At 60.8% G+C, this 17281-nt stretch carries 19 protein-coding genes and 5 tRNA genes; 15 read left to right on the top strand and 9 right to left on the bottom strand.

Translation table 11 applies throughout. From position 1 onward, the window contains the following. Window positions 1-59 precede the first annotated feature (59 nt). Window positions 60-1169: a glycine oxidase ThiO gene (gene thiO, locus HX803_RS04100; protein ID WP_178919157.1), complete on the top strand. Its 1110-nt coding sequence runs from the start codon at window positions 60-62 to the stop codon at window positions 1167-1169. Here thiO and HX803_RS04095 read toward each other — a convergent pair. Both HX803_RS04095 and HX803_RS04090 read right to left on the bottom strand, forming a co-directional pair. Next, complete coding sequence (locus HX803_RS04095) at window positions 1156-1389, bottom strand: PP0621 family protein (RefSeq protein WP_178919156.1); 234 nt, start codon at window positions 1387-1389, stop codon at window positions 1156-1158. The genes thiO and HX803_RS04095 overlap by 14 nt on opposite strands. Window positions 1390-1514: 125 nt before the next feature. Next, a complete protein-coding gene (locus HX803_RS04090; RefSeq protein ID WP_178919153.1) occupies window positions 1515-2540 on the bottom strand; it encodes an outer membrane protein assembly factor BamD in 1026 nt (341 codons plus the stop codon). Between the two features lie 149 nt (window positions 2541-2689). Between HX803_RS04090 and rluD the strand changes: the two genes are divergently transcribed. From rluD to HX803_RS04055, 7 genes are all read left to right on the top strand, one after another. Beyond that, entirely contained in the window at window positions 2690-3652 is a 963-nt protein-coding gene (rluD, locus tag HX803_RS04085) for a 23S rRNA pseudouridine(1911/1915/1917) synthase RluD (RefSeq protein ID WP_105697438.1), read from the top strand. After that, the gene (gene pgeF / locus HX803_RS04080) at window positions 3649-4374 is read left to right on the top strand and encodes a peptidoglycan editing factor PgeF (RefSeq protein WP_178919152.1); all 726 of its coding nucleotides are present in this window, start codon (window positions 3649-3651) and stop codon (window positions 4372-4374) included. Before rluD ends, pgeF begins: the two co-directional genes overlap by 4 nt. 130 nt (window positions 4375-4504) lie before the next feature. Continuing rightward, complete coding sequence (gene clpB, locus HX803_RS04075) at window positions 4505-7069, top strand: ATP-dependent chaperone ClpB (protein WP_178919150.1); 2565 nt, start codon at window positions 4505-4507, stop codon at window positions 7067-7069. Window positions 7070-7369: 300 nt separating this feature from the next. Further along, window positions 7370-7445, top strand: a tRNA-Asn gene (locus tag HX803_RS04070). A gap of 10 nt (window positions 7446-7455) precedes the next feature. Next, window positions 7456-7532: transfer RNA gene (locus tag HX803_RS04065), tRNA-Pro, on the top strand. Window positions 7533-7537: 5 nt separating this feature from the next. Next, a tRNA-Lys gene (locus HX803_RS04060) sits at window positions 7538-7613 on the top strand. Window positions 7614-7707: 94 nt separating this feature from the next. After that, a tRNA-Pro gene (locus HX803_RS04055) sits at window positions 7708-7784 on the top strand. A 174-nt stretch (window positions 7785-7958) separates the two neighbouring features. On the opposite strand, the gene HX803_RS04050 is transcribed toward HX803_RS04055, so the two are convergent. The 3 genes from HX803_RS04050 to HX803_RS04040 all read right to left on the bottom strand — a co-directional run bounded on the left by HX803_RS04050 (window position 7959) and on the right by HX803_RS04040 (window position 10210). Continuing rightward, window positions 7959-9257: an NAD(P)/FAD-dependent oxidoreductase gene (locus tag HX803_RS04050; protein WP_176995150.1), complete on the bottom strand. Its 1299-nt coding sequence runs from the start codon at window positions 9255-9257 to the stop codon at window positions 7959-7961. Window positions 9258-9317: 60 nt separating this feature from the next. After that, window positions 9318-9491: a DUF3094 family protein gene (locus tag HX803_RS04045; protein WP_176995149.1), complete on the bottom strand. Its 174-nt coding sequence runs from the start codon at window positions 9489-9491 to the stop codon at window positions 9318-9320. A gap of 89 nt (window positions 9492-9580) precedes the next feature. After that, window positions 9581-10210 (bottom strand): DUF1780 domain-containing protein, encoded by a 630-nt coding sequence (locus HX803_RS04040; RefSeq protein ID WP_083360208.1) that lies wholly within the window; start codon window positions 10208-10210, stop codon window positions 9581-9583. A 101-nt stretch (window positions 10211-10311) separates the two neighbouring features. On the opposite strand from HX803_RS04040, the gene HX803_RS04035 reads away from it, so the two are divergent. From HX803_RS04035 to HX803_RS04025, 3 genes are all read left to right on the top strand, one after another. Beyond that, on the top strand, window positions 10312-10779 hold the full coding sequence (locus HX803_RS04035; protein ID WP_178919148.1) for an FAD/FMN-containing dehydrogenase: 468 nt from the start codon (window positions 10312-10314) through the stop codon (window positions 10777-10779). Further along, complete coding sequence (locus tag HX803_RS04030) at window positions 10776-11465, top strand: energy-coupling factor ABC transporter permease (protein ID WP_178919146.1); 690 nt, start codon at window positions 10776-10778, stop codon at window positions 11463-11465. Before HX803_RS04035 ends, HX803_RS04030 begins: the two co-directional genes overlap by 4 nt. Before the next feature lie 75 nt (window positions 11466-11540). Next, complete coding sequence (locus HX803_RS04025) at window positions 11541-11756, top strand: hypothetical protein (protein ID WP_003171680.1); 216 nt, start codon at window positions 11541-11543, stop codon at window positions 11754-11756. On the opposite strand, the gene yacG is transcribed toward HX803_RS04025, so the two are convergent. Genes yacG through HX803_RS04005 form a run of 4 tightly spaced genes read right to left on the bottom strand, consistent with a single transcriptional unit; the run spans window position 11753 to window position 14641 of the window. Then, window positions 11753-11953: a DNA gyrase inhibitor YacG gene (gene yacG / locus HX803_RS04020; RefSeq protein WP_003188437.1), complete on the bottom strand. Its 201-nt coding sequence runs from the start codon at window positions 11951-11953 to the stop codon at window positions 11753-11755. The two genes, HX803_RS04025 and yacG, sit on opposite strands and share 4 nt — an antisense overlap. Further along, window positions 11950-12573 (bottom strand): dephospho-CoA kinase, encoded by a 624-nt coding sequence (gene coaE, locus HX803_RS04015; RefSeq protein WP_178919144.1) that lies wholly within the window; start codon window positions 12571-12573, stop codon window positions 11950-11952. Before coaE ends, yacG begins: the two co-directional genes overlap by 4 nt. Beyond that, window positions 12570-13436: an A24 family peptidase gene (locus tag HX803_RS04010; protein ID WP_178919142.1), complete on the bottom strand. Its 867-nt coding sequence runs from the start codon at window positions 13434-13436 to the stop codon at window positions 12570-12572. The genes coaE and HX803_RS04010 overlap by 4 nt, the downstream gene beginning before the upstream one ends. After that, window positions 13433-14641, bottom strand: coding sequence for a type II secretion system F family protein (locus HX803_RS04005; RefSeq protein WP_178919141.1), 1209 nt, complete (start codon window positions 14639-14641; stop codon window positions 13433-13435). The genes HX803_RS04010 and HX803_RS04005 overlap by 4 nt, the downstream gene beginning before the upstream one ends. Before the next feature lie 202 nt (window positions 14642-14843). Here HX803_RS04005 and HX803_RS04000 point away from each other — a divergent pair, with 202 nt between their 5' ends. The 4 genes from HX803_RS04000 to HX803_RS03985 all read left to right on the top strand — a co-directional run bounded on the left by HX803_RS04000 (window position 14844) and on the right by HX803_RS03985 (window position 17262). Next, window positions 14844-15248, top strand: a complete 405-nt coding sequence (locus HX803_RS04000) for a pilin (RefSeq protein ID WP_178919295.1) — start codon at window positions 14844-14846, stop codon at window positions 15246-15248. Between the two features lie 36 nt (window positions 15249-15284). After that, window positions 15285-16694: an O-antigen ligase gene (locus HX803_RS03995; protein ID WP_178919139.1), complete on the top strand. Its 1410-nt coding sequence runs from the start codon at window positions 15285-15287 to the stop codon at window positions 16692-16694. A gap of 39 nt (window positions 16695-16733) precedes the next feature. After that, window positions 16734-16806, top strand: a tRNA-Thr gene (locus HX803_RS03990). A gap of 150 nt (window positions 16807-16956) precedes the next feature. Then, entirely contained in the window at window positions 16957-17262 is a 306-nt protein-coding gene (locus HX803_RS03985) for a DUF6388 family protein (protein WP_178919138.1), read from the top strand. Window positions 17263-17281: the final 19 nt, after the last annotated feature.

Raw genomic sequence — 17281 nt, 5'->3', positions numbered from 1 at the left:
GCGTACGGCATGCGTGGGCGCCTGGGGCGCTTTTCCCTTTTTTTCGGCTGGATCAAATGATGGCTAAGCAACAACAAGTGGTGATTGTCGGCGGTGGCGTGATCGGGTTGTTGACGGCGTTCAACCTGGCCAGCCAGGGGCAGGCGGTGGTATTGCTGGAGCGCTGTGGCCTTGGGCAGGAATCGTCATGGGCAGGGGGCGGCATTGTTTCTCCGCTGTATCCGTGGCGCTACAGCCCGGCAGTCACCGCGTTGGCCCATTGGTCCCAGGACTTTTATCCACAGTTGGCGCAACGGCTGTTTGCCGCCACGGGCATTGACCCCGAGGTTCACACCACGGGCCTTTACTGGCTCGACCTGGATGATGAGGCGGATGCCCTGGCGTGGGCAGCCCGTGAAGGCCGGCCATTGAGCAAGGTGGATGTGTCGGAGGCCCATGACGCGGTTCCGGTGCTGGGTGGCGGTTACTCGCAGGCGATCTACATGGCTGACGTCGCTAACGTACGCAACCCGCGCCTGGTCAAATCCCTGAAGGCGGCGCTGTTGGCGCTGCCCGGTGTTACGGTGCATGAGCAGTGCGAAGTGGCGGGTTTTGTCCTGGAAGGCGGCAGGGTAGTGGGGGTGGAAACGGCGACGGGGCCGGTTCTTGGCGATCAGGTCGTGCTGGCGGCAGGGGCCTGGAGTGGCGAGTTGCTGGGCAAGCTGGGCCTGTCGCTGCCCGTTGAGCCGGTCAAGGGCCAGATGATCCTGTACAAGTGCGCTTCGGACTTCCTGTCGAGCATGGTCCTGGCCAAGGGGCGCTACGCGATCCCTCGGCGCGACGGGCATATTCTGATCGGCAGTACGCTGGAGCATGAAGGGTTCGACAAGACCCCGACCGACGTGGCGCTTGAAAGCCTCAAGGCTTCAGCGGTTGAGTTGATTCCCGCGCTGGCGAATGCCGAAGTGGTGGGGCATTGGGCCGGATTGCGTCCTGGTTCACCCGAAGGCATCCCTTACATCGGAAAGGTGCCCGGACTTGACGGGCTTTGGCTCAACTGCGGGCATTACCGCAATGGCCTGGTGCTTGCCCCCGCGTCGTGCCAGCTGTTTGCTGATTTGTTGCTGGAGCGTGCGCCAATCATTGATCCGGCGCCTTATGCACCAGAAGGCCGGCTCAGCGCTGGATAGACTTCGGGCCTTGCTCAAGATGCGCCTGGGTGCAGTACCACTCCTGGCGTGAGCTCAGGGCGCGGTCCTGCGGCAGGTGCACGCCGCAGTGGGCGCAGCGCACCATCAGGGCTGCGTCGGGTTCGCTGGCTCTTTGCTGCTTGGCGGCCGGGCTTTTGAATTTGCGCCAGAACCATACCGCGGCAGCAATAACGGCAATCCAGAACAGTAGACGAACCATGATGGGCAGTTTCTCGACAGGGAATGCGCCAGTTTAGCCAAGGACGTGGCAGGCGCACAGCGCAATAATGCTTGCCCATTAAAAAGGGAGCCCCTAAGGGCTCCCTTTTGCGTTGCGCCGACGTATCAGTCGAACACACCGAAGGTCATGTAGCTGAACCACGAACGGTCCTCGTTGTTGCCCAGGGCCTGCGGCGTCTCTTCTTCAATCACGTCGCCATTTTCATCATGCGGCTTGAGGTCCGAAGGGATTGCATCCTTGGCGTCCTGGAACTGCTTCATCACGTCCTGGTTGGCGCGGGTTTCGCCCGGCGGCAGCGGTGGACGGGACTCGATCAGGCCCAGAGTGTATTTGCTCAGCCACGAACGGTTGTCCGCTTCGGCAACCTGAGGCACGAATTGACCGTCTTTCAGGCTTGGGTGATCCGGGTAGTTGAGTTTGAGGGTTTCCAGGCTGGTGGCCGCCAGGGCGTCCAGGTGCAGGCGCTGGTAAGCCTCGGTCATCACGGCCAGGCCATCACCCACGGAAGGGGTTTCCTGGAAGTTTTCCACGACATAACGGCCACGGTTGGCGGCAGCGACATAGGCCTGGCGGGTCAGGTAGTAGTGGGCTACGTGGATTTCGTAGGAAGCCAGCAGGTTGCGCAGGTAGATCATGCGCTGCTTGGCGTCTGGCGCGTAGCGGCTGTTCGGGTAGCGGCTGGTCAGCTGGGCGAACTCGTTGTAGGAGTCGCGGGCGGCACCCGGGTCACGCTTGGTCATGTCCAGTGGCAGGAAGCGCGCCAGCAGGCCAACGTCCTGGTCGAACGAGGTCAGGCCCTTCATGTAGTAGGCGTAGTCCACGTTCGGGTGCTGAGGGTGCAGGCGGATAAAACGCTCGGCGGCGGACTTGGCAGCTTCCGGCTCGGCGTTCTTGTAGTTGGCGTAGATCAGCTCGAGCTGGGCCTGGTCGGCGTAGCGCCCGAACGGATAGCGCGACTCCAGGGCCTTCAGCTTGGCTGTGGCGCTGGTGTAGCTATTATTGTCCAAGTCTTTCTGAGCCAGTTGGTACAACTCGACTTCGCTCAGGTTTTCGTCGACGACTTCCTTTGTTGACGAGCAAGCAGCAGTCATGGCGAGGATGGCGATCAGCAGCAGGTGTTTCACTTGCATGGCGGCTTGCGTCCCTATGACGGCCGCTGTCTTGGGCGGGGCCGTCCTGTTATGATGAGCGCCCCGTTGAAAGCCTCGGGGCAAAAGACGCCGTATTTAACCACAAGCGCGCAGCCGAAACCAAAGGCTGTGCCACGCCTAGTCTGAGCATGTCCGATAAAATTGAACTTCGCGCAGAGGTGCCGTCCGAATTGGGCGGCCAACGCCTCGATCAAGTCGCCGCACAATTATTCGCTGAGCACTCGCGCTCGCGCCTTTCCGCCTGGATCAAAGACGGCCGCCTGACTGTGGATGGAGCGGTTATCCGCCCGCGAGACATAGTCCATGGTGGTGCGATTCTTGAGCTGACTGCCGAGCAGGAAGCCCAGGGAGAATGGGTTGCCCAGGACATCGAGCTGGATATCGTCTATGAAGACGACGACATCCTGGTCATCAACAAACCCGCAGGCCTGGTGGTTCACCCGGCAGCCGGGCACGCTGATGGCACCTTGCTCAATGCCCTGTTGCACCACGTGCCGGACATCATCAACGTACCGCGTTGCGGCATCGTGCACCGCCTGGACAAGGACACCACCGGTTTGATGGTGGTGGCCAAGACCATCCAGGCGCAGACGCAGTTGGTCACACAATTGCAGAGCCGCAGCGTCAGCCGGATCTACGAGTGCATCGTGATCGGCGTGGTGGTGGCGGGTGGCAAGATCAACGCCCCGATCGGTCGCCACGGCCAGCAGCGCCAGCGTATGGCGGTGATGGAAGGCGGCAAGCAGGCCGTCAGCCACTACCGCGTGCTCGAACGCTTCCGCTCCCACACTCACGTGCGGGTCAAGCTGGAAACCGGCCGTACCCACCAGATTCGCGTGCACATGGCCCACATCAACTTCCCGCTGGTGGGGGACCCGGCCTACGGTGGCCGCTTCCGTATTCCGCCAGCGGCCAGTGCGACCATGGTTGAATCGCTGAAAAACTTCCCGCGCCAGGCACTGCATGCACGCTTCCTGGAGCTGGACCATCCGACGAGCGGTAAGCGCATGAGCTGGGAATCGCCTTTGCCAGACGATCTGGTCTGGTTGCTGTCGTTGCTCAAGCAGGATCGCGAGGCGTTTATCGGATGAGTGACTGGCTGATTCCTGACTGGCCCGCGCCGGCTCGGGTGAAAGCCTGCGTCACTACCCGTGCGGGCGGCGTCAGCCTGGCGCCGTTCGACAGCCTTAACCTGGGTGATCATGTCGAGGATGACCTTGAGGCTGTCCTTGAGAACCGCCTTCGTCTCAGTGATGCCTTCGATATCCAGCCGGCCTGGCTGCGCCAGGTTCACGGCGTGAACGTGGTCGAGGCAGACCCGGCTCGCACCGTCGAAGCCGATGCCAGTTGGACCAGCACCCCAGGCGTTGCCTGCGCATCGATGACTGCCGATTGCCTGCCCGCGTTGTTCTGCAACCGCGCGGGCACCCGCGTAGCGGCGGCTCACGCCGGTTGGCGTGGCCTGGCGGCAGGCGTGCTGGAAGCCGCTTTCGACAGCCTGGAGGCTGAACCCGGCGAAGTGCTGGTCTGGCTCGGCCCGGCCATTGGCCCGCAAGCCTTTGAAGTGGGTCCGGAAGTGCGTGAGGCCTTCATGCAGCAACTGCCGATTACCGCTGAGGCCTTCGTGCCCAGCCGCAACCCCGGCAAGTTCATGGCCGACATCTATCAACTGGCTCGCCTGCGCCTTGCCGCACACGGCGTCACGGCGGTGTATGGCGGCGGCTTCTGCACCGTGACCGACCCGCGCTTCTTTTCTTACCGCCGCAGCCCTCGCACCGGTCGGTTTGCCTCCCTTGTCTGGCTGGAACGCTAGACTCATCTGATCTGCGTCAACTGTCTGTCGCTTGAAACTCCCAGAATCCACCCCATCTATAAGGGTATCTGGCAGGTTTCTTCATTCAGGATGTTTTATAGCTCCGGCCTGCTCAAAAGGAAGGTGACTAATGCGTATTGATCGTTTAACCAGCAAATTGCAGTTGGCACTGTCTGACTCTCAATCCTTGGCGGTGGGCCTCGACCACCCGGCCATCGAGCCTGCGCACTTGATGCAGGCGCTCCTGGAGCAGCAAGGTGGTTCTATCAAGCCCTTGTTGATGCAGGTGGGCTTCGACGTCAACAGCCTGCGCAAGGAGTTGAGCAAAGAGCTCGACCAACTGCCGAAAATCCAAAATCCGACCGGCGACGTGAATATGTCGCAGGAATTGGCGCGCCTGCTCAACCAGGCCGACCGCCTGGCGCAGCAGAAAGGTGACCAGTTCATTTCCAGCGAACTGGTGCTGCTCGCCGCCATGGACGAGAACAGCAAGCTCGGCAAATTGTTGCTGGGCCAGGGCGTGAGCAAGAAAGCCCTGGAAAATGCCATCAACAACCTGCGTGGCGGCGACGCGGTAAACGACCCTAACCATGAGGAGTCGCGCCAGGCCCTCGACAAATACACCGTCGACCTGACCAAGCGTGCCGAAGAGGGCAAGCTCGACCCGGTGATCGGCCGTGACGATGAAATTCGTCGCACCATCCAGGTACTGCAACGCCGCACCAAGAACAACCCGGTGCTGATCGGTGAGCCAGGCGTGGGTAAAACCGCAATTGCCGAAGGCCTGGCCCAGCGCATCATCAATGGTGAAGTGCCGGACGGCCTTAAAGGCAAGCGCCTGCTGTCCCTGGACATGGGGGCGTTGATCGCGGGTGCCAAGTTCCGTGGTGAGTTCGAAGAGCGGCTCAAATCCCTGCTTAATGAGCTGTCAAAGCAGGAAGGGCAGATCATTCTGTTTATCGACGAGCTGCACACCATGGTCGGCGCCGGTAAAGGCGAAGGCTCCATGGATGCGGGCAACATGCTCAAGCCGGCGCTGGCGCGGGGCGAGTTGCACTGCGTGGGTGCCACGACGCTCAACGAGTACCGTCAGTACATTGAAAAGGATGCGGCCCTTGAGCGTCGCTTCCAGAAAGTGCTGGTGGAAGAGCCGAGCGAAGAAGACACCATCGCGATCCTGCGTGGCCTGAAAGAGCGGTATGAGGTCCACCACAAGGTGGCGATCACCGACGGTGCGATCATTGCGGCGGCCAAATTGAGCCACCGCTACATCACTGACCGTCAGTTGCCCGACAAGGCCATCGACCTGATCGACGAAGCGGCCAGCCGTATCCGCATGGAGATCGACTCCAAGCCGGAAGTGCTCGACCGTCTGGATCGGCGCCTGATTCAACTGAAAGTTGAGTCCCAGGCCCTGAAGAAAGAAGAGGACGAGGCGGCGAAGAAACGCCTGGAAAAACTCCAGGAAGAAATCGTGCGCCTGGAGCGTGAGTATTCGGACCTGGAAGAAATCTGGACCTCGGAAAAAGCCGAAGTGCAGGGCTCTGCGCAGATCCAGCAGAAAATCGAGCAGTCCCGCCAGGAGCTGGAAGCCGCACGCCGTAAAGGCGACCTGAACCGCATGGCCGAGTTGCAGTACGGGGTGATCCCGGACCTGGAGCGCAGCCTGCAGATGGTCGACCAGCACGGTCACAGCGAGAACCAACTGCTGCGCAGCAAGGTGACCGAGGAAGAAATCGCCGAAGTTGTCTCGAAGTGGACCGGCATTCCTGTGTCGAAAATGCTTGAAGGCGAGCGCGACAAGCTGCTGAAGATGGAAAGCCTGTTGCACCAACGCGTGATCGGCCAGGAAGAGGCGGTGGTGGCGGTGGCCAACGCGGTGCGGCGTTCCCGGGCCGGCTTGTCCGACCCGAACCGGCCAAGCGGCTCGTTCATGTTCCTCGGCCCGACCGGCGTGGGCAAGACCGAGCTGTGCAAGGCCCTCGCCGAGTTCCTCTTTGATACAGAAGAGGCCATGGTACGGATCGACATGTCCGAATTCATGGAGAAACACTCGGTGGCTCGCCTGATCGGCGCACCACCAGGCTATGTGGGCTATGAAGAGGGCGGTTACCTGACCGAAGCCGTGCGGCGCAAGCCTTACTCGGTGATCTTGCTGGATGAGGTCGAGAAGGCGCATCCGGATGTGTTCAACATCCTGCTGCAAGTGCTGGAAGATGGTCGCCTGACGGACAGCCACGGGCGTACTGTGGACTTTCGCAATACGGTGATCGTGATGACCTCCAACCTGGGCTCCGCGCAGATCCAGGAGCTGGTGGGTGATCGTGAAGGCCAGCGTGCGGCCGTGATGGACGCGCTGACCAGTCACTTCCGCCCGGAATTCATCAACCGGGTCGATGAAGTGGTGATCTTCGAGCCGTTGGCGCGGGATCAGATCGCGGGCATCACCGAGATCCAGCTGGGTCGCCTGCGTGGCCGGCTGGCGGAGCGCGAGCTGGACCTGGTGCTCAGCAGCGAGGCGTTGGACAAGCTGATCGCGGTGGGTTACGACCCGGTGTATGGCGCACGGCCTTTGAAACGTGCGATTCAACGTTGGATCGAAAACCCGCTGGCCCAGTTGATCCTGTCGGGCAGCTTCATGCCGGGCACCAGCGTCGAGGCAACCGTGGAAAACGACGAGATCGTCTTCCACTGAGCCCGGTTTGCAGGCAAATAAGAGAAGGCCCCGCATTGCGGGGCCTTTTTTTTCGATAGGGCGTTGAACTGTAAGGCAAAGGCTTGTAAAGTGCGCCCCGCAGCAACGTCAGCCCACGGGTTTCTTCTCCCCAAGAAGAAATCAGAAACAAGCGCAAATCATTGTCTTAAAAGCAATTTAAAGGGTTGACAGGGGTTTTTAAGATTGTAGAATAGCGCGCCTCAGAGACATGAACGTAGCGATACGGGCAAGTCAAAGAGAAGGTAGTAAGCAGTAACGCAGTAATTTGAAATATGTAGTTCCGTGATAGCTCAGTCGGTAGAGCAAATGACTGTTAATCATTGGGTCCCAGGTTCGAGTCCTGGTCACGGAGCCAATTTCAAAATCGGGGTATAGCGCAGTCCGGTAGCGCGCCTGCTTTGGGAGCAGGATGTCGGGAGTTCGAATCCCCCTACCCCGACCATATTTGGGTCGTTAGCTCAGTTGGTAGAGCAGTTGGCTTTTAACCAATTGGTCGTAGGTTCGAATCCCACACGACCCACCATTTTTGAAACCAGTTAACGCTGGAATCGAATCTTAAGATCAGAGGCCAAAAGCGCTGATCGAAGAAGGCGACTGAAAGGTCGCCTTTTTTTTACCGGGGTATAGCGCAGTCCGGTAGCGCGCCTGCTTTGGGAGCAGGATGTCAGGAGTTCGAATCCCCTTACCCCGACCATATTAAAAATCCTCGTATCGAAAGATACGGGGATTTTTTTGCTCACGATTTCTGAACTGACTGCTGGGCAAATGTGGGAGCGGGCTTGCTCGCGAATGCGGCGGATCAGTGACAGATGTACTGTCTGACACACTGCTTTCGCGAGCAATCCCGCTCCCACACTGGTTTGCGCTGTTAGTGGAGTTTCAGGCGTGGCTCGGTCCCGCGCCCAATCTTGCTGCCCAGCATCAGCATGGCCGTGCGGAAGAACCCGTACAGTGCCATCTGGTGCATGCGGTACAACGACACGTAGAACATCCGCGCCAGCCAGCCCTCCAGCATCACGCTGCCGGTGAGGTTGCCCATCAGGTTACCCACCGCCGAGAACCGCGACAGCGAGATCAGCGAGCCGTAGTCGGTGTACTTGTAAGTCGGCAGGTCCTTGCCCTCGATGCGCAGTTTCAGCGACTTGGCCAGCAACGATGCCTGCTGGTGAGCCGCCTGGGCGCGTGGCGGAACATTGCGGTCGGTGCCCGGTTGCGGGCAGGCGGCGCAGTCGCCAAAGGCAAAGATGTTTTCATCGCGAGTGGTCTGCAGGGTCGGCAACACTTGCAGTTGGTTGATGCGGTTGGTTTCCAGGCCGTCGATGTCCTTGAGGAACCCCGGTGCACGAATGCCGGCCGCCCATACCTTGAGGCTGGCGGGAATGACCTGGCCGCTGCTGGTGATCAGGGCGTCAGCCGTCACTTCACTGACCGCTGAGTTGGTCAGCACGGTCACGCCGAGCTTTTCCAGGGTTTTATGCACAGGCCCGCCGATACGCTCCGGCAGGGCAGGCAGCACCCGTGGGCCGGCTTCGATCAGGGTGATGTGCATGTTTTCCGGCTTGATGCGGTCCAGGCCATAGGCGGCCAGTTCGTGCGCGGCGTTGTGCAGCTCGGCGGCCAGTTCAACACCGGTTGCACCGGCGCCGACGATGGCGACACTGATTTTCTCTTCCACGTCGGTTTGCCCGGCATGGGCGCGCAGGTAGTGGTTGAGCAGTTGTTGGTGGAAGCGCTCGGCCTGTTTGCGCGTGTCGAGGAACAGGCAGTGCTGCGCCGCGCCTTCGGTGCCGAAGTCGTTGGTGGTGCTGCCGACCGCGATCACCAGGCTGTCGTAGCTCAGCACGCGTGCAGGTACCAGTTCACGGCCTTCTTCATCGAGGGTGGCGGCCAGCTGGATTTTCTTCTGCTCACGGTCAAGCCCGCTCATGCGCCCCAGCTGGAACTCGAAGTGGTTCCATTTCGCCTGGGCGACATAATTGAGTTCGTCTTCCGATGAGTTCAGGGAGCCGGCAGCCACCTCGTGCAACAGAGGCTTCCAGATGTGGGTGAGGTTGGCGTCCACCAGCGTGATGCTGGCCGTGCCGCGCTTGCCCAGAGTCTTACCCAGGCGGGTAGCCAACTCCAGGCCGCCGGCGCCGCCGCCGACGATAATAATACGATGGGTCATGGGGATATCTCGCAAGGCTAAAAGAAATCGGAGCAGTTACCCCCGCGAGCGCCAGGCAGCTCATAGCGTCAGGTAACTCAGAAGGCGACTCAGCAGGCCCAGCCCGATCACGGCCGCCAGCACCACAACGAGGAGCAGCCACGGCCTGAAAGGCTTGCGCTCGACTCTGTTCTGGGAGAGTTGCAGGTACTCTTCGACATGCTGTTGGTCATCGGGGTTCAGGCGGCTGGTCATAAAGGCCTCGTCAGGTAGACGTTGCAAAAGGGCGCCACGTTACAGTCTGTGAATGGGCGGCATTGCCACAAGCGTAGCCGGTGCCCGCCTCACAGGCTGATGCCCACGTCGAATACTATGCTGCGCCCCAGGTTGTTGCGCAAGAAATCCGGTGCGTCGGGGTGGGCGAACAGTACCCGTGCAAAGGTCGGTCCCACCAGCGACAGTGAGCGCCAACCCTGGCGCAGGTACTCGGTGGGCGGCGGAAAGTGACTGTTGAGGTCCAGCACCTCACGCTTGAGACTGGTGAAGGCGATCAGGTCCAGCTCGCCCAGGTCCATCCCGCGTTCTTTATAGTTATGGGCTTTTTTGCGCAGCGTCGGTGCCAGGCGCAGCAGAAATTCATGGGCGGGGATGCGTCGCGGCTTGGCTTCGCGCCGCACCAGTTGGCTCAGGGAGAAAGCGCTGCGCCGCCTGAGTAGCTCATCGCGCCATTCGTCGTTCAGGCGCCGGCCTTCATCCAAGACGAAAAACACTTCGAAACTGGCGTCGCGAAACAGCACGTCCGGCGGCTCTTGCCCGGCGGCATGAAATTCTTCAGCGCGGTAGGGCACATTCAAGCCTTGCAGCAGGCGCTGGCAGACCCAACGCTCACGCTCCCATTTGCGGGCATTGGACAAGAATGCATTGGCTTGTTCGGCCGCTACGGTGAGCAGGCGCAGGTAATCTGAGTCATCCATGCTTGCAGCTTAGCGCCCAAATGATGACCGCAGGAAGTCCTGCTGCAAAAGCTCGGTGTAGACTGGGCGTGCAGAGGTTTTCCAGGTATGGGGAGTGCGTCGTGAAGTGTTTTGTTGTGCTGTTTTTGAGTCTTCTGCCCCTTTGGGCCCAAGCCGTTGAAGTGGGTGAGCGGCTTGCGCCCTGGACCTTGCTGGACCAATTCGACCAGGCCTACAGCTTGAATGATCAGGCGCAAATTCTGTTGGTCGCCCGCAGCATGGATGCCGCAAAGCGGGTGGACGCGGCGTTGCAAGGCCAACCCAAGGGGTATCTGGAGGCGCGACAGGCCGTGTTTGTCGCTGACATCCAGCGCATGCCCCGGCTGATCGCCAAGTTGTTCGCGGTGCCGGCCATGCAGGCCTACAGCTATCGGGTGATGCTGGATCGCGACGCGCGTGTCGCGCCGCGCTACCCAGGGCCTGTGGATAAAGTGCTGTGGTTGCAACTGGATAAGGGCAAGTTGGTTGCGCAGCGTGAATACGGTTCTGCCGCTGAGCTGCGTCAGGCGCTGGAGCAGGTGGCACCGTGATCAGTGCCGCGGTGCTGGCGCCAGAGACCCTCACGGTCGGGTGGTTGTTGTTCGCACCCGTGGTGATGTGGGCGGTCCTGCGCTCGTCGTGGCTTGAGTTGTTCGCTGACCGGCGGCGTCAGCACCTGTTGTTCGGCACGGTGTTCGCGTTGTTCATGCTATGGCTGGTGCGGCGGGATTTCGACACCGGCGTTTCCTACCACTTTATTGGCATGACCGCCGTCACGTTGCTGCTCGACTGGCCGCTGGCAATCGTTGGCGGTGTTGCGGCCCAGATGGGCCTGGTGCTGTTGGGGCGTCAGGATCTGGCGGCGGTTGGGGTCAACGGTCTGCTGTTGATCGGCTTGCCCGTACTGGTGACCGAGACCTGTGCGCTGCTGGTCGAGCGGGCGCAACCCAGGAACCCCTTCGTGTACATCTTCTGCTCCGGCTTTTTTGCTGCTGCTTTGTCGGCGTTGCTCTGTCTGTTGATAGGGCTGGGCCTGTTGTGGTTCGACGGCCGTTTCGCGATGCCGGAATGGCTGGAAGATTTCGTCGGCTACCTCTGGCTGATCATCTTCCCCGAAGCCTTTATCAACGGCATGGTGATCAGCGCCCTGGTGGTGTTCTGCCCTGAATGGCTGGAGACCTTCAACCGCACGCGCTATCTCTCGGCCCCCTGGAAGGATGACGATTCGCAGCGTTGACCTGGATCAAATCCCGCGCAGCCGAGCAGGCCCATGCTCTGCGAAATTTTCCTGGGCAAGGTGGGAGCACGAATCATGAGTGTGTACGAATGGGCACGGCAAGAGCTGCGTAGAAGCCAGGATGCTGCGCAGGAAATCGGCTTTGACCCGGGCCTGACGCTGCGCGCCATGCTCAGTGCGGTGGTGCAGCAGAGCAAGGGCGTGCGCAGTTTCGAAGACCTGGCCGACGAGCTGCAATACCTTGCAGAAAATCTCGACGACCAGCAGGAATACGCCTTTATGCGCCCTTAATGGCGAGGCGGCAGGTCTTCGGAAAACAGCTCGTCTTCGGCATCCGGCGCTACGGGAATCTTGTGTTCCTCGGCGGCCCAGGCGCCCAGGTCGATGAGTTTGCAACGGTCCGAGCAGAACGGCCGGTTGAGGTTGGTCGCTTTCCATTCCACGGGTGCGCCGCAGGTTGGGCAGTCGACGGTCAGGGGTTGGCTCATGATCGGCCTCCACGCAAAGTAAGGTAAAAGTGATGCAGTCGCTCGACCTCGCTGTGCAGCCAGGCGAGGTCTCGGTCATTGACCAGCACGTCATCGGCATGGTTCAGGCGGTCTTCGCGGCTGGACTGGGCCTTGAGGATCGCCTGCACCTGTTGCTCGCTGATACCGTCGCGCTGCAGGGTACGCTGAATCTGCAACGATTGCGGCACGTCGATCACCAGGATGCGCTGGGTCATGCTGTACTGGCCCGACTCGATCAGCAGCGGCGACACGAGGATCGCGTAGGGTGAGCGGGCGCGGGCCAGGTGGCTGCGAATCTCTTCGCCAATCAGTGGGTGCAGCAGGGCTTCGAGCCAGCGGCGTTCTTCGGGCACTTCAAAGATCAGTGTGCGCAACGCGGCGCGGTCCAGCTGGCCGTCAGGTTGCAGCACACCCGCACCAAAGTGTTCGGCGATGCTGGCCAACGCCGGTCGGCCGGGTTCGACGACCCAGCGGGCAGCGTGGTCGGCGTCGACGAGGTCAATGCCCAGGTCAATGAAGTGCTGGGCGGCGGCGCTTTTGCCACTGCCTATGCCGCCTGTGAGGCCAAGAATCCAGGGTGTTGCGACAGAAGTGGTCATCTGAAACCGACAGACTGCAAATAGAAGTCGGTTATTTGACCACCCCAGAGCAATGCAATCCAGCCGGCAATGGCCAGATACGGACCAAACGGCATCGGTGTCGATGCCTGGGCCTTGCGCAGGCGCAGCAACAGCAGCCCGACAAACACCCCGACCAGCGATGACATCAGCAGTGTCATGGGCAGCACCTGCCAGCCGCCCCAGGCGCCGAGCAGCGCGAGCAGCTTGAAATCGCCGTGACCCATACCGTCCTTGCCCGTGACCAGCTTGAACAACCAGAACACCGACCACAGGCTCATGTAGCCGATCACCGCGCCCCACACGGCATCGGGTAATGCCACCAACAGGCCAAAGCTGTTGACGACCAACCCCAGCCACAACAGGGGCAGCACCAGCACATCCGGCAACAGTTGGTGGTCCACGTCGATCAGGCTCATTGCCAGTAGGCCCCAGCTCAGCAGCAGCACCCCACAGGCTTGCCAGCCAAAGCCGAAATGCCAGGCAACCATGGCCGAGAGCAGCCCGCACGCCAGCTCGGTGAAGGGGTAGCGGGCACTGATGGGCGTTTGGCAATGGGCGCAGCGCCCCTTGAGCATCAGGTAGCTGAGCAGTGGGATGTTTTCCCAGGGGCGAATCGGTTGGTTGCAGTGCGGGCAGCAGGAGTTGGGGCGCATCAGGTTGTAGGTGGGGCCGATAGGGTCAACGGGTAACCCGAGCACTTCCTGGGCCTGGATGCGCCATTCCCGTTCGAGCATTTTCGGCAGGCGCCACACCACCACATTGAGGAAGCTGCCGACGATCAGGCCAAGCACCAGCGCCATCGCGGTAAACGCCCACGGATGTTCACTCAGCAGCAGGTTCAAAATGCCGCACCAAGCTGGAAGACGGGCAGGTACATGGCGACGACCAGCGCGCCGACAATGCCGCCCAGCAGCACCATGATCAACGGCTCCATCAGGCTGGTCAGGTTATCGACCAGGTGTTCCACGTCGGCCTCGTAGTGGCTGGCGAACTTTTCCAGCATGTGGTCCAGGGTGCCGGACTCTTCACCTATTGCGGTCATCTGGATCGCCATGCCGGGGAACAGGTTGCTGGCGGCCATGGATTGATTCAATGGCATGCCGGTGGAGACGTCGTGACGCATATGTTCGATTGCCTGTTTGAATGGGCCGTTGCCCACGGCGCCCGCCACGGAGCCCAGTGCTTGCACCAGGGGTACGCCGGCTGCAAAAGTCGTGGAGAGCGTGCGGGCGTAACGGGCGACGGCGGATTTTTTCAGCAGTGTGCCTGCCAGGGGCGTGTTCAACAAACCGGCATCCACCCTGTAGCGAAACCCCGGGGATACCCGATAGGCCTGGCGCAGCCCGACAACCGCCACGCCCAGGCCGAGCGCCACGCCCCACCAGGCCTGTTGCAGGAACTCGGACAAGCCAATGACCTGCAGGGTAAAACCGGGCAACTGGCTGTCGACACCCGCGAACAGGCTCTGGAATTGCGGCACCACATGGATCAGCAGCACTGTACTGACCACGCTGGCGACCACCAGCACTGCGATGGGGTAGGTCATGGCTTTCTTGATGCGGGCCTTGAGCTGTTGGCTTTTCTCCAGATGGAGGGCTATGCGTTCCAGCAGCGTTTCCAAAGCACCCGCCAGCTCCCCGGCGGCCACCAGGTTGCAATACAGTTCATCGAAATGGCGCGGGTGCTTGCGCAGTGCTGTCGCCAGGCTGTTGCCGGTCGCGATCGCGTGTTTCAGGCCCTTTACCAGTTCGCGCACCTGCCGGTTCTCGAAGCCCTCGCCGATGATGTCGAAGGCTTGCAAAAGAGGAATGCCGGCCTTCAGCAGCGTCGCCAGTTGGCGGGTGAACAGGGCGATGTCTGCGGGCTTGATCGGTGTAACCAGGTTGGGCATGCCGGGAGATCGCTTGCGCACGCGTTCGGGGCAGATGCCCTGGCGGCGCAGTTGTGCCTTGACCAGCGCCACATCGTGGCCAGCGGTTTGCCCGGAAACCCTGCGCCCCTTGCGGTTGATGCCTTCCCAGGCGTAGATCGTCGAAGTGTCGTTCATGTCTTGTTTGCGCACAGAGGGAGTGGAAGATTTATAGCTTAGTCAGATGACGGATTCGGGCCGGCGGGTGTTGCACGATAAAATGTCAGAATGTGCGTCTTGTGCGCGATTGACCCCCTGCGGATGAGTACACTGGCGCGGCTGTACAACACGAGGCGCAGGACGCGCCTTGTCATGAGTTCTATCCTGGAGAGTGAATGTGATGCGTCAGAAAGGCTTTACCTTGATCGAGTTATTGATCGTCGTGGCAATCATCGGCATCTTGGCCACCATCGGCTTGCCCATGTATACCAAGCACCAAGCCAAGGCCAAGTTCACGGCGGGGCTGGCAGAAATCTCCGCATTGAAGGCCGGCTATGAAGACACCCTCAATCAAGGCACCGTACCGACCCTGGCCTTGATTGGCGGCACCAGCCCTACAGCCAACTGCAAGATCGATGTGACCGGGGATGTCGCCACGGGGGCAGGCTCCATCCGTTGCGAGATACTTGACGCCCCAGCGCCTGTGCTGGGCAAGACCATCACCCTGACGCGCAGCGCCACCACGGGCTGGACGTGCGCAACCACGGCGGATGCGCAGTACGTCACCAAGGGTTGCGGTGCCTGATCGCCCAGCCTCTCAACACGGAAGTAAAGGTGGCCCATGTCGTTGTCCATGCAGCAGCGAGGCAATGTATTCCTGGTAGCGGTGGCGTGCCTGTTGGCGGTGGGCATTTGCCTGCCGTTCAGTGGGCATGACCTGCAACGTACCACGCAGATTGTCCTGAGCTTGGGCGCGGTGCTGTATGGGGTGTCGGCCGGTTCGAGCGAGCGGTTGCTGGATCGGCCCAGTGCCTATGGGCTGGTGGCGATTGTCGGGTTGGGGCTGGTTTCTTCGGCGCTGGCCCACCAGCCGTTGTGGGCGTTCACCGAAGTGGCGCTGTTTATCGGTGGTGGGGCGATCGCCGTCGCGTTTGCCTTGCTCCGTCGTCATGGTGGCGAGCGGATGGATCGCGCCTTGGTCCTGATCGCCATGCTGCTATGCCTGGTCAAGTCGTTCCAGTACCTGTACGCAGCGGCATTGGCCTTTACCAGCGGCAACGATGTACTGAACCTTGATCATCTGCTGTCGGGGTTTTCCAACAAACGTTTCTATGGTCAGTTCCAGACCTTCACCTTGCCGCTGTTGGCGCTCCCATTGCTTCTACCGGGTGTTGCCCGCGCCTTGCGAGCAGGGGTGTTTGCGTTGCTGTGTGTCTGGTGGTTGATCGCCATCAGCGGCGGCTCGCGCGGTACCTGGCTTGGCCTGGCAGTGGCGGCTGTGGTGTTGACGGTGCTGGGGGCTTGGGGTCGACGTTGGGTGGCCTGGCAATTGGCGGCACTGTGTGGCGGCCTGGCGCTGTATTGGCTGTTGTTCGTGGGCTTGGCGGGCTATCTGGGGATTGAAGTCGGCAGTGGTGCGGGCGATCGCCTGACCACTTCGCTGTCGGGGCGTGGCCCGATCTGGTCGCAGGCCTGGCAGATGATTGTCGAGCGGCCCTGGCTGGGCTTCGGGCCCATGCATTTTGCCGATATCACCAATGACACCGCGGCCCACCCGCACCAGGCTGTTCTGCAGTGGGCCAGTGAATGGGGCGTGCTGTCAGCCCTGTGCGTGGCAGCGCTGGTGTGGCGGGCGGGCTGGGCTACGTTCAGAGTAGTGCGTGCGCGAGCATTGTCTGTGGCCGGTGAAGACTTGCTGCGTTTGTGCCTGTTTGCGGCGTTGATCGGTGCGTTGGTGCAGTCAATGGTCGATGGCGTCATCGTGATGCCCAACTCACAGGTATGGCTGGCGCTGGTGGTGGGTTGGCTGATGGCGCTGCATGCATGGCGAACCCCGCTGGGTACCGCGCTGCCGTGGGTGGGTGACGCGTGGAAAATAGCCACGCTGCTGGCCGTTGGTCTGCTGCTGTTTATCGCTGCGCGTGATCTGCCTCACACCATTGAAGACCAGGCCGATTACCTGCGTGCCGGCCACGATCACCTGCAGCCGCGCTTCTGGGCCCAGGGTGTGATCGCCTTCCCGCGCCAGTAAGTTGCCGGACGCCCAATGCGGTGCTAGCTTTAGCCCACCGCCCGTGTAGCTCAGCCGGTAGAGCAGCGCACTCGTAACGCGAAGGTCGCAGGTTCGATTCCTGTCTCGGGCAAAAAGGCAACACTGCTTCAAAGGCAACGTTTTCAGATGATCCCAGAATGGTTCTGAAGGCCAGACGAGCCGGCATTCGTGCCTGTTCTTTTGTATCTGCGCAACCTTGATGACCCAGATGCATCCCCATTCCTCGATCTAAGAGAACAACATGACCACGACTGAAATGACCCAGGAAGTTCGGCACGAAGAAGCCCTCAAGAAATACCTTGAGGACACGCCGCAGCTTAAAGAAGAGATCAAAGACCTGAGCGCGGATGATCAGCGCGACCAGATCCAATGGGCATTCGAGGACGAGGCAGAGAGCCAGGGCTACCAGCCTTGGGAGTTGACCCTCAAGTACACCTCCACACCGGAAGAGTTCGAAGCTGCACGGCTGGCCTTGCACAAGGAGGCTGCCGAGGTGCTGGGTGTCGAGTGGGAAGAATATTGCGAGATGAACGACCTGGTCGTCTGAGACTCTGTAGGAGCCGGCT

Source organism: Pseudomonas sp. P7548, from assembly GCF_013386585.1.
Classification (GTDB): Bacteria; Pseudomonadota; Gammaproteobacteria; order Pseudomonadales; family Pseudomonadaceae; genus Aquipseudomonas.
Note: the sequence above shows the minus strand (reverse complement) of the source record. Positions and strands in the feature narration are given on the sequence as shown.

What these genes read in the sequence shown, in the direction of transcription:
- thiO (WP_178919157.1), top strand. Translation starts at nt 60, where the DNA reads ATGGCTAAGCAACAACAAGTGGTGATTGTCGGCGGTGGCGTGATCGGG.
- HX803_RS04095 (WP_178919156.1), bottom strand. Translation starts at nt 1,389, where the DNA reads ATGGTTCGTCTACTGTTCTGGATTGCCGTTATTGCTGCCGCGGTATGG.
- HX803_RS04090 (WP_178919153.1), bottom strand. Translation starts at nt 2,540, where the DNA reads ATGCAAGTGAAACACCTGCTGCTGATCGCCATCCTCGCCATGACTGCT.
- rluD (WP_105697438.1), top strand. Translation starts at nt 2,690, where the DNA reads ATGTCCGATAAAATTGAACTTCGCGCAGAGGTGCCGTCCGAATTGGGC.
- pgeF (WP_178919152.1), top strand. Translation starts at nt 3,649, where the DNA reads ATGAGTGACTGGCTGATTCCTGACTGGCCCGCGCCGGCTCGGGTGAAA.
- clpB (WP_178919150.1), top strand. Translation starts at nt 4,505, where the DNA reads ATGCGTATTGATCGTTTAACCAGCAAATTGCAGTTGGCACTGTCTGAC.
- HX803_RS04050 (WP_176995150.1), bottom strand. Translation starts at nt 9,257, where the DNA reads ATGACCCATCGTATTATTATCGTCGGCGGCGGCGCCGGCGGCCTGGAG.
- HX803_RS04045 (WP_176995149.1), bottom strand. Translation starts at nt 9,491, where the DNA reads ATGACCAGCCGCCTGAACCCCGATGACCAACAGCATGTCGAAGAGTAC.
- HX803_RS04040 (WP_083360208.1), bottom strand. Translation starts at nt 10,210, where the DNA reads ATGGATGACTCAGATTACCTGCGCCTGCTCACCGTAGCGGCCGAACAA.
- HX803_RS04025 (WP_003171680.1), top strand. Translation starts at nt 11,541, where the DNA reads ATGAGTGTGTACGAATGGGCACGGCAAGAGCTGCGTAGAAGCCAGGAT.
- yacG (WP_003188437.1), bottom strand. Translation starts at nt 11,953, where the DNA reads ATGAGCCAACCCCTGACCGTCGACTGCCCAACCTGCGGCGCACCCGTG.
- coaE (WP_178919144.1), bottom strand. Translation starts at nt 12,573, where the DNA reads ATGACCACTTCTGTCGCAACACCCTGGATTCTTGGCCTCACAGGCGGC.
- HX803_RS04005 (WP_178919141.1), bottom strand. Translation starts at nt 14,641, where the DNA reads ATGAACGACACTTCGACGATCTACGCCTGGGAAGGCATCAACCGCAAG.
- HX803_RS04000 (WP_178919295.1), top strand. Translation starts at nt 14,844, where the DNA reads ATGCGTCAGAAAGGCTTTACCTTGATCGAGTTATTGATCGTCGTGGCA.
- HX803_RS03995 (WP_178919139.1), top strand. Translation starts at nt 15,285, where the DNA reads ATGTCGTTGTCCATGCAGCAGCGAGGCAATGTATTCCTGGTAGCGGTG.
- HX803_RS03985 (WP_178919138.1), top strand. Translation starts at nt 16,957, where the DNA reads ATGACCACGACTGAAATGACCCAGGAAGTTCGGCACGAAGAAGCCCTC.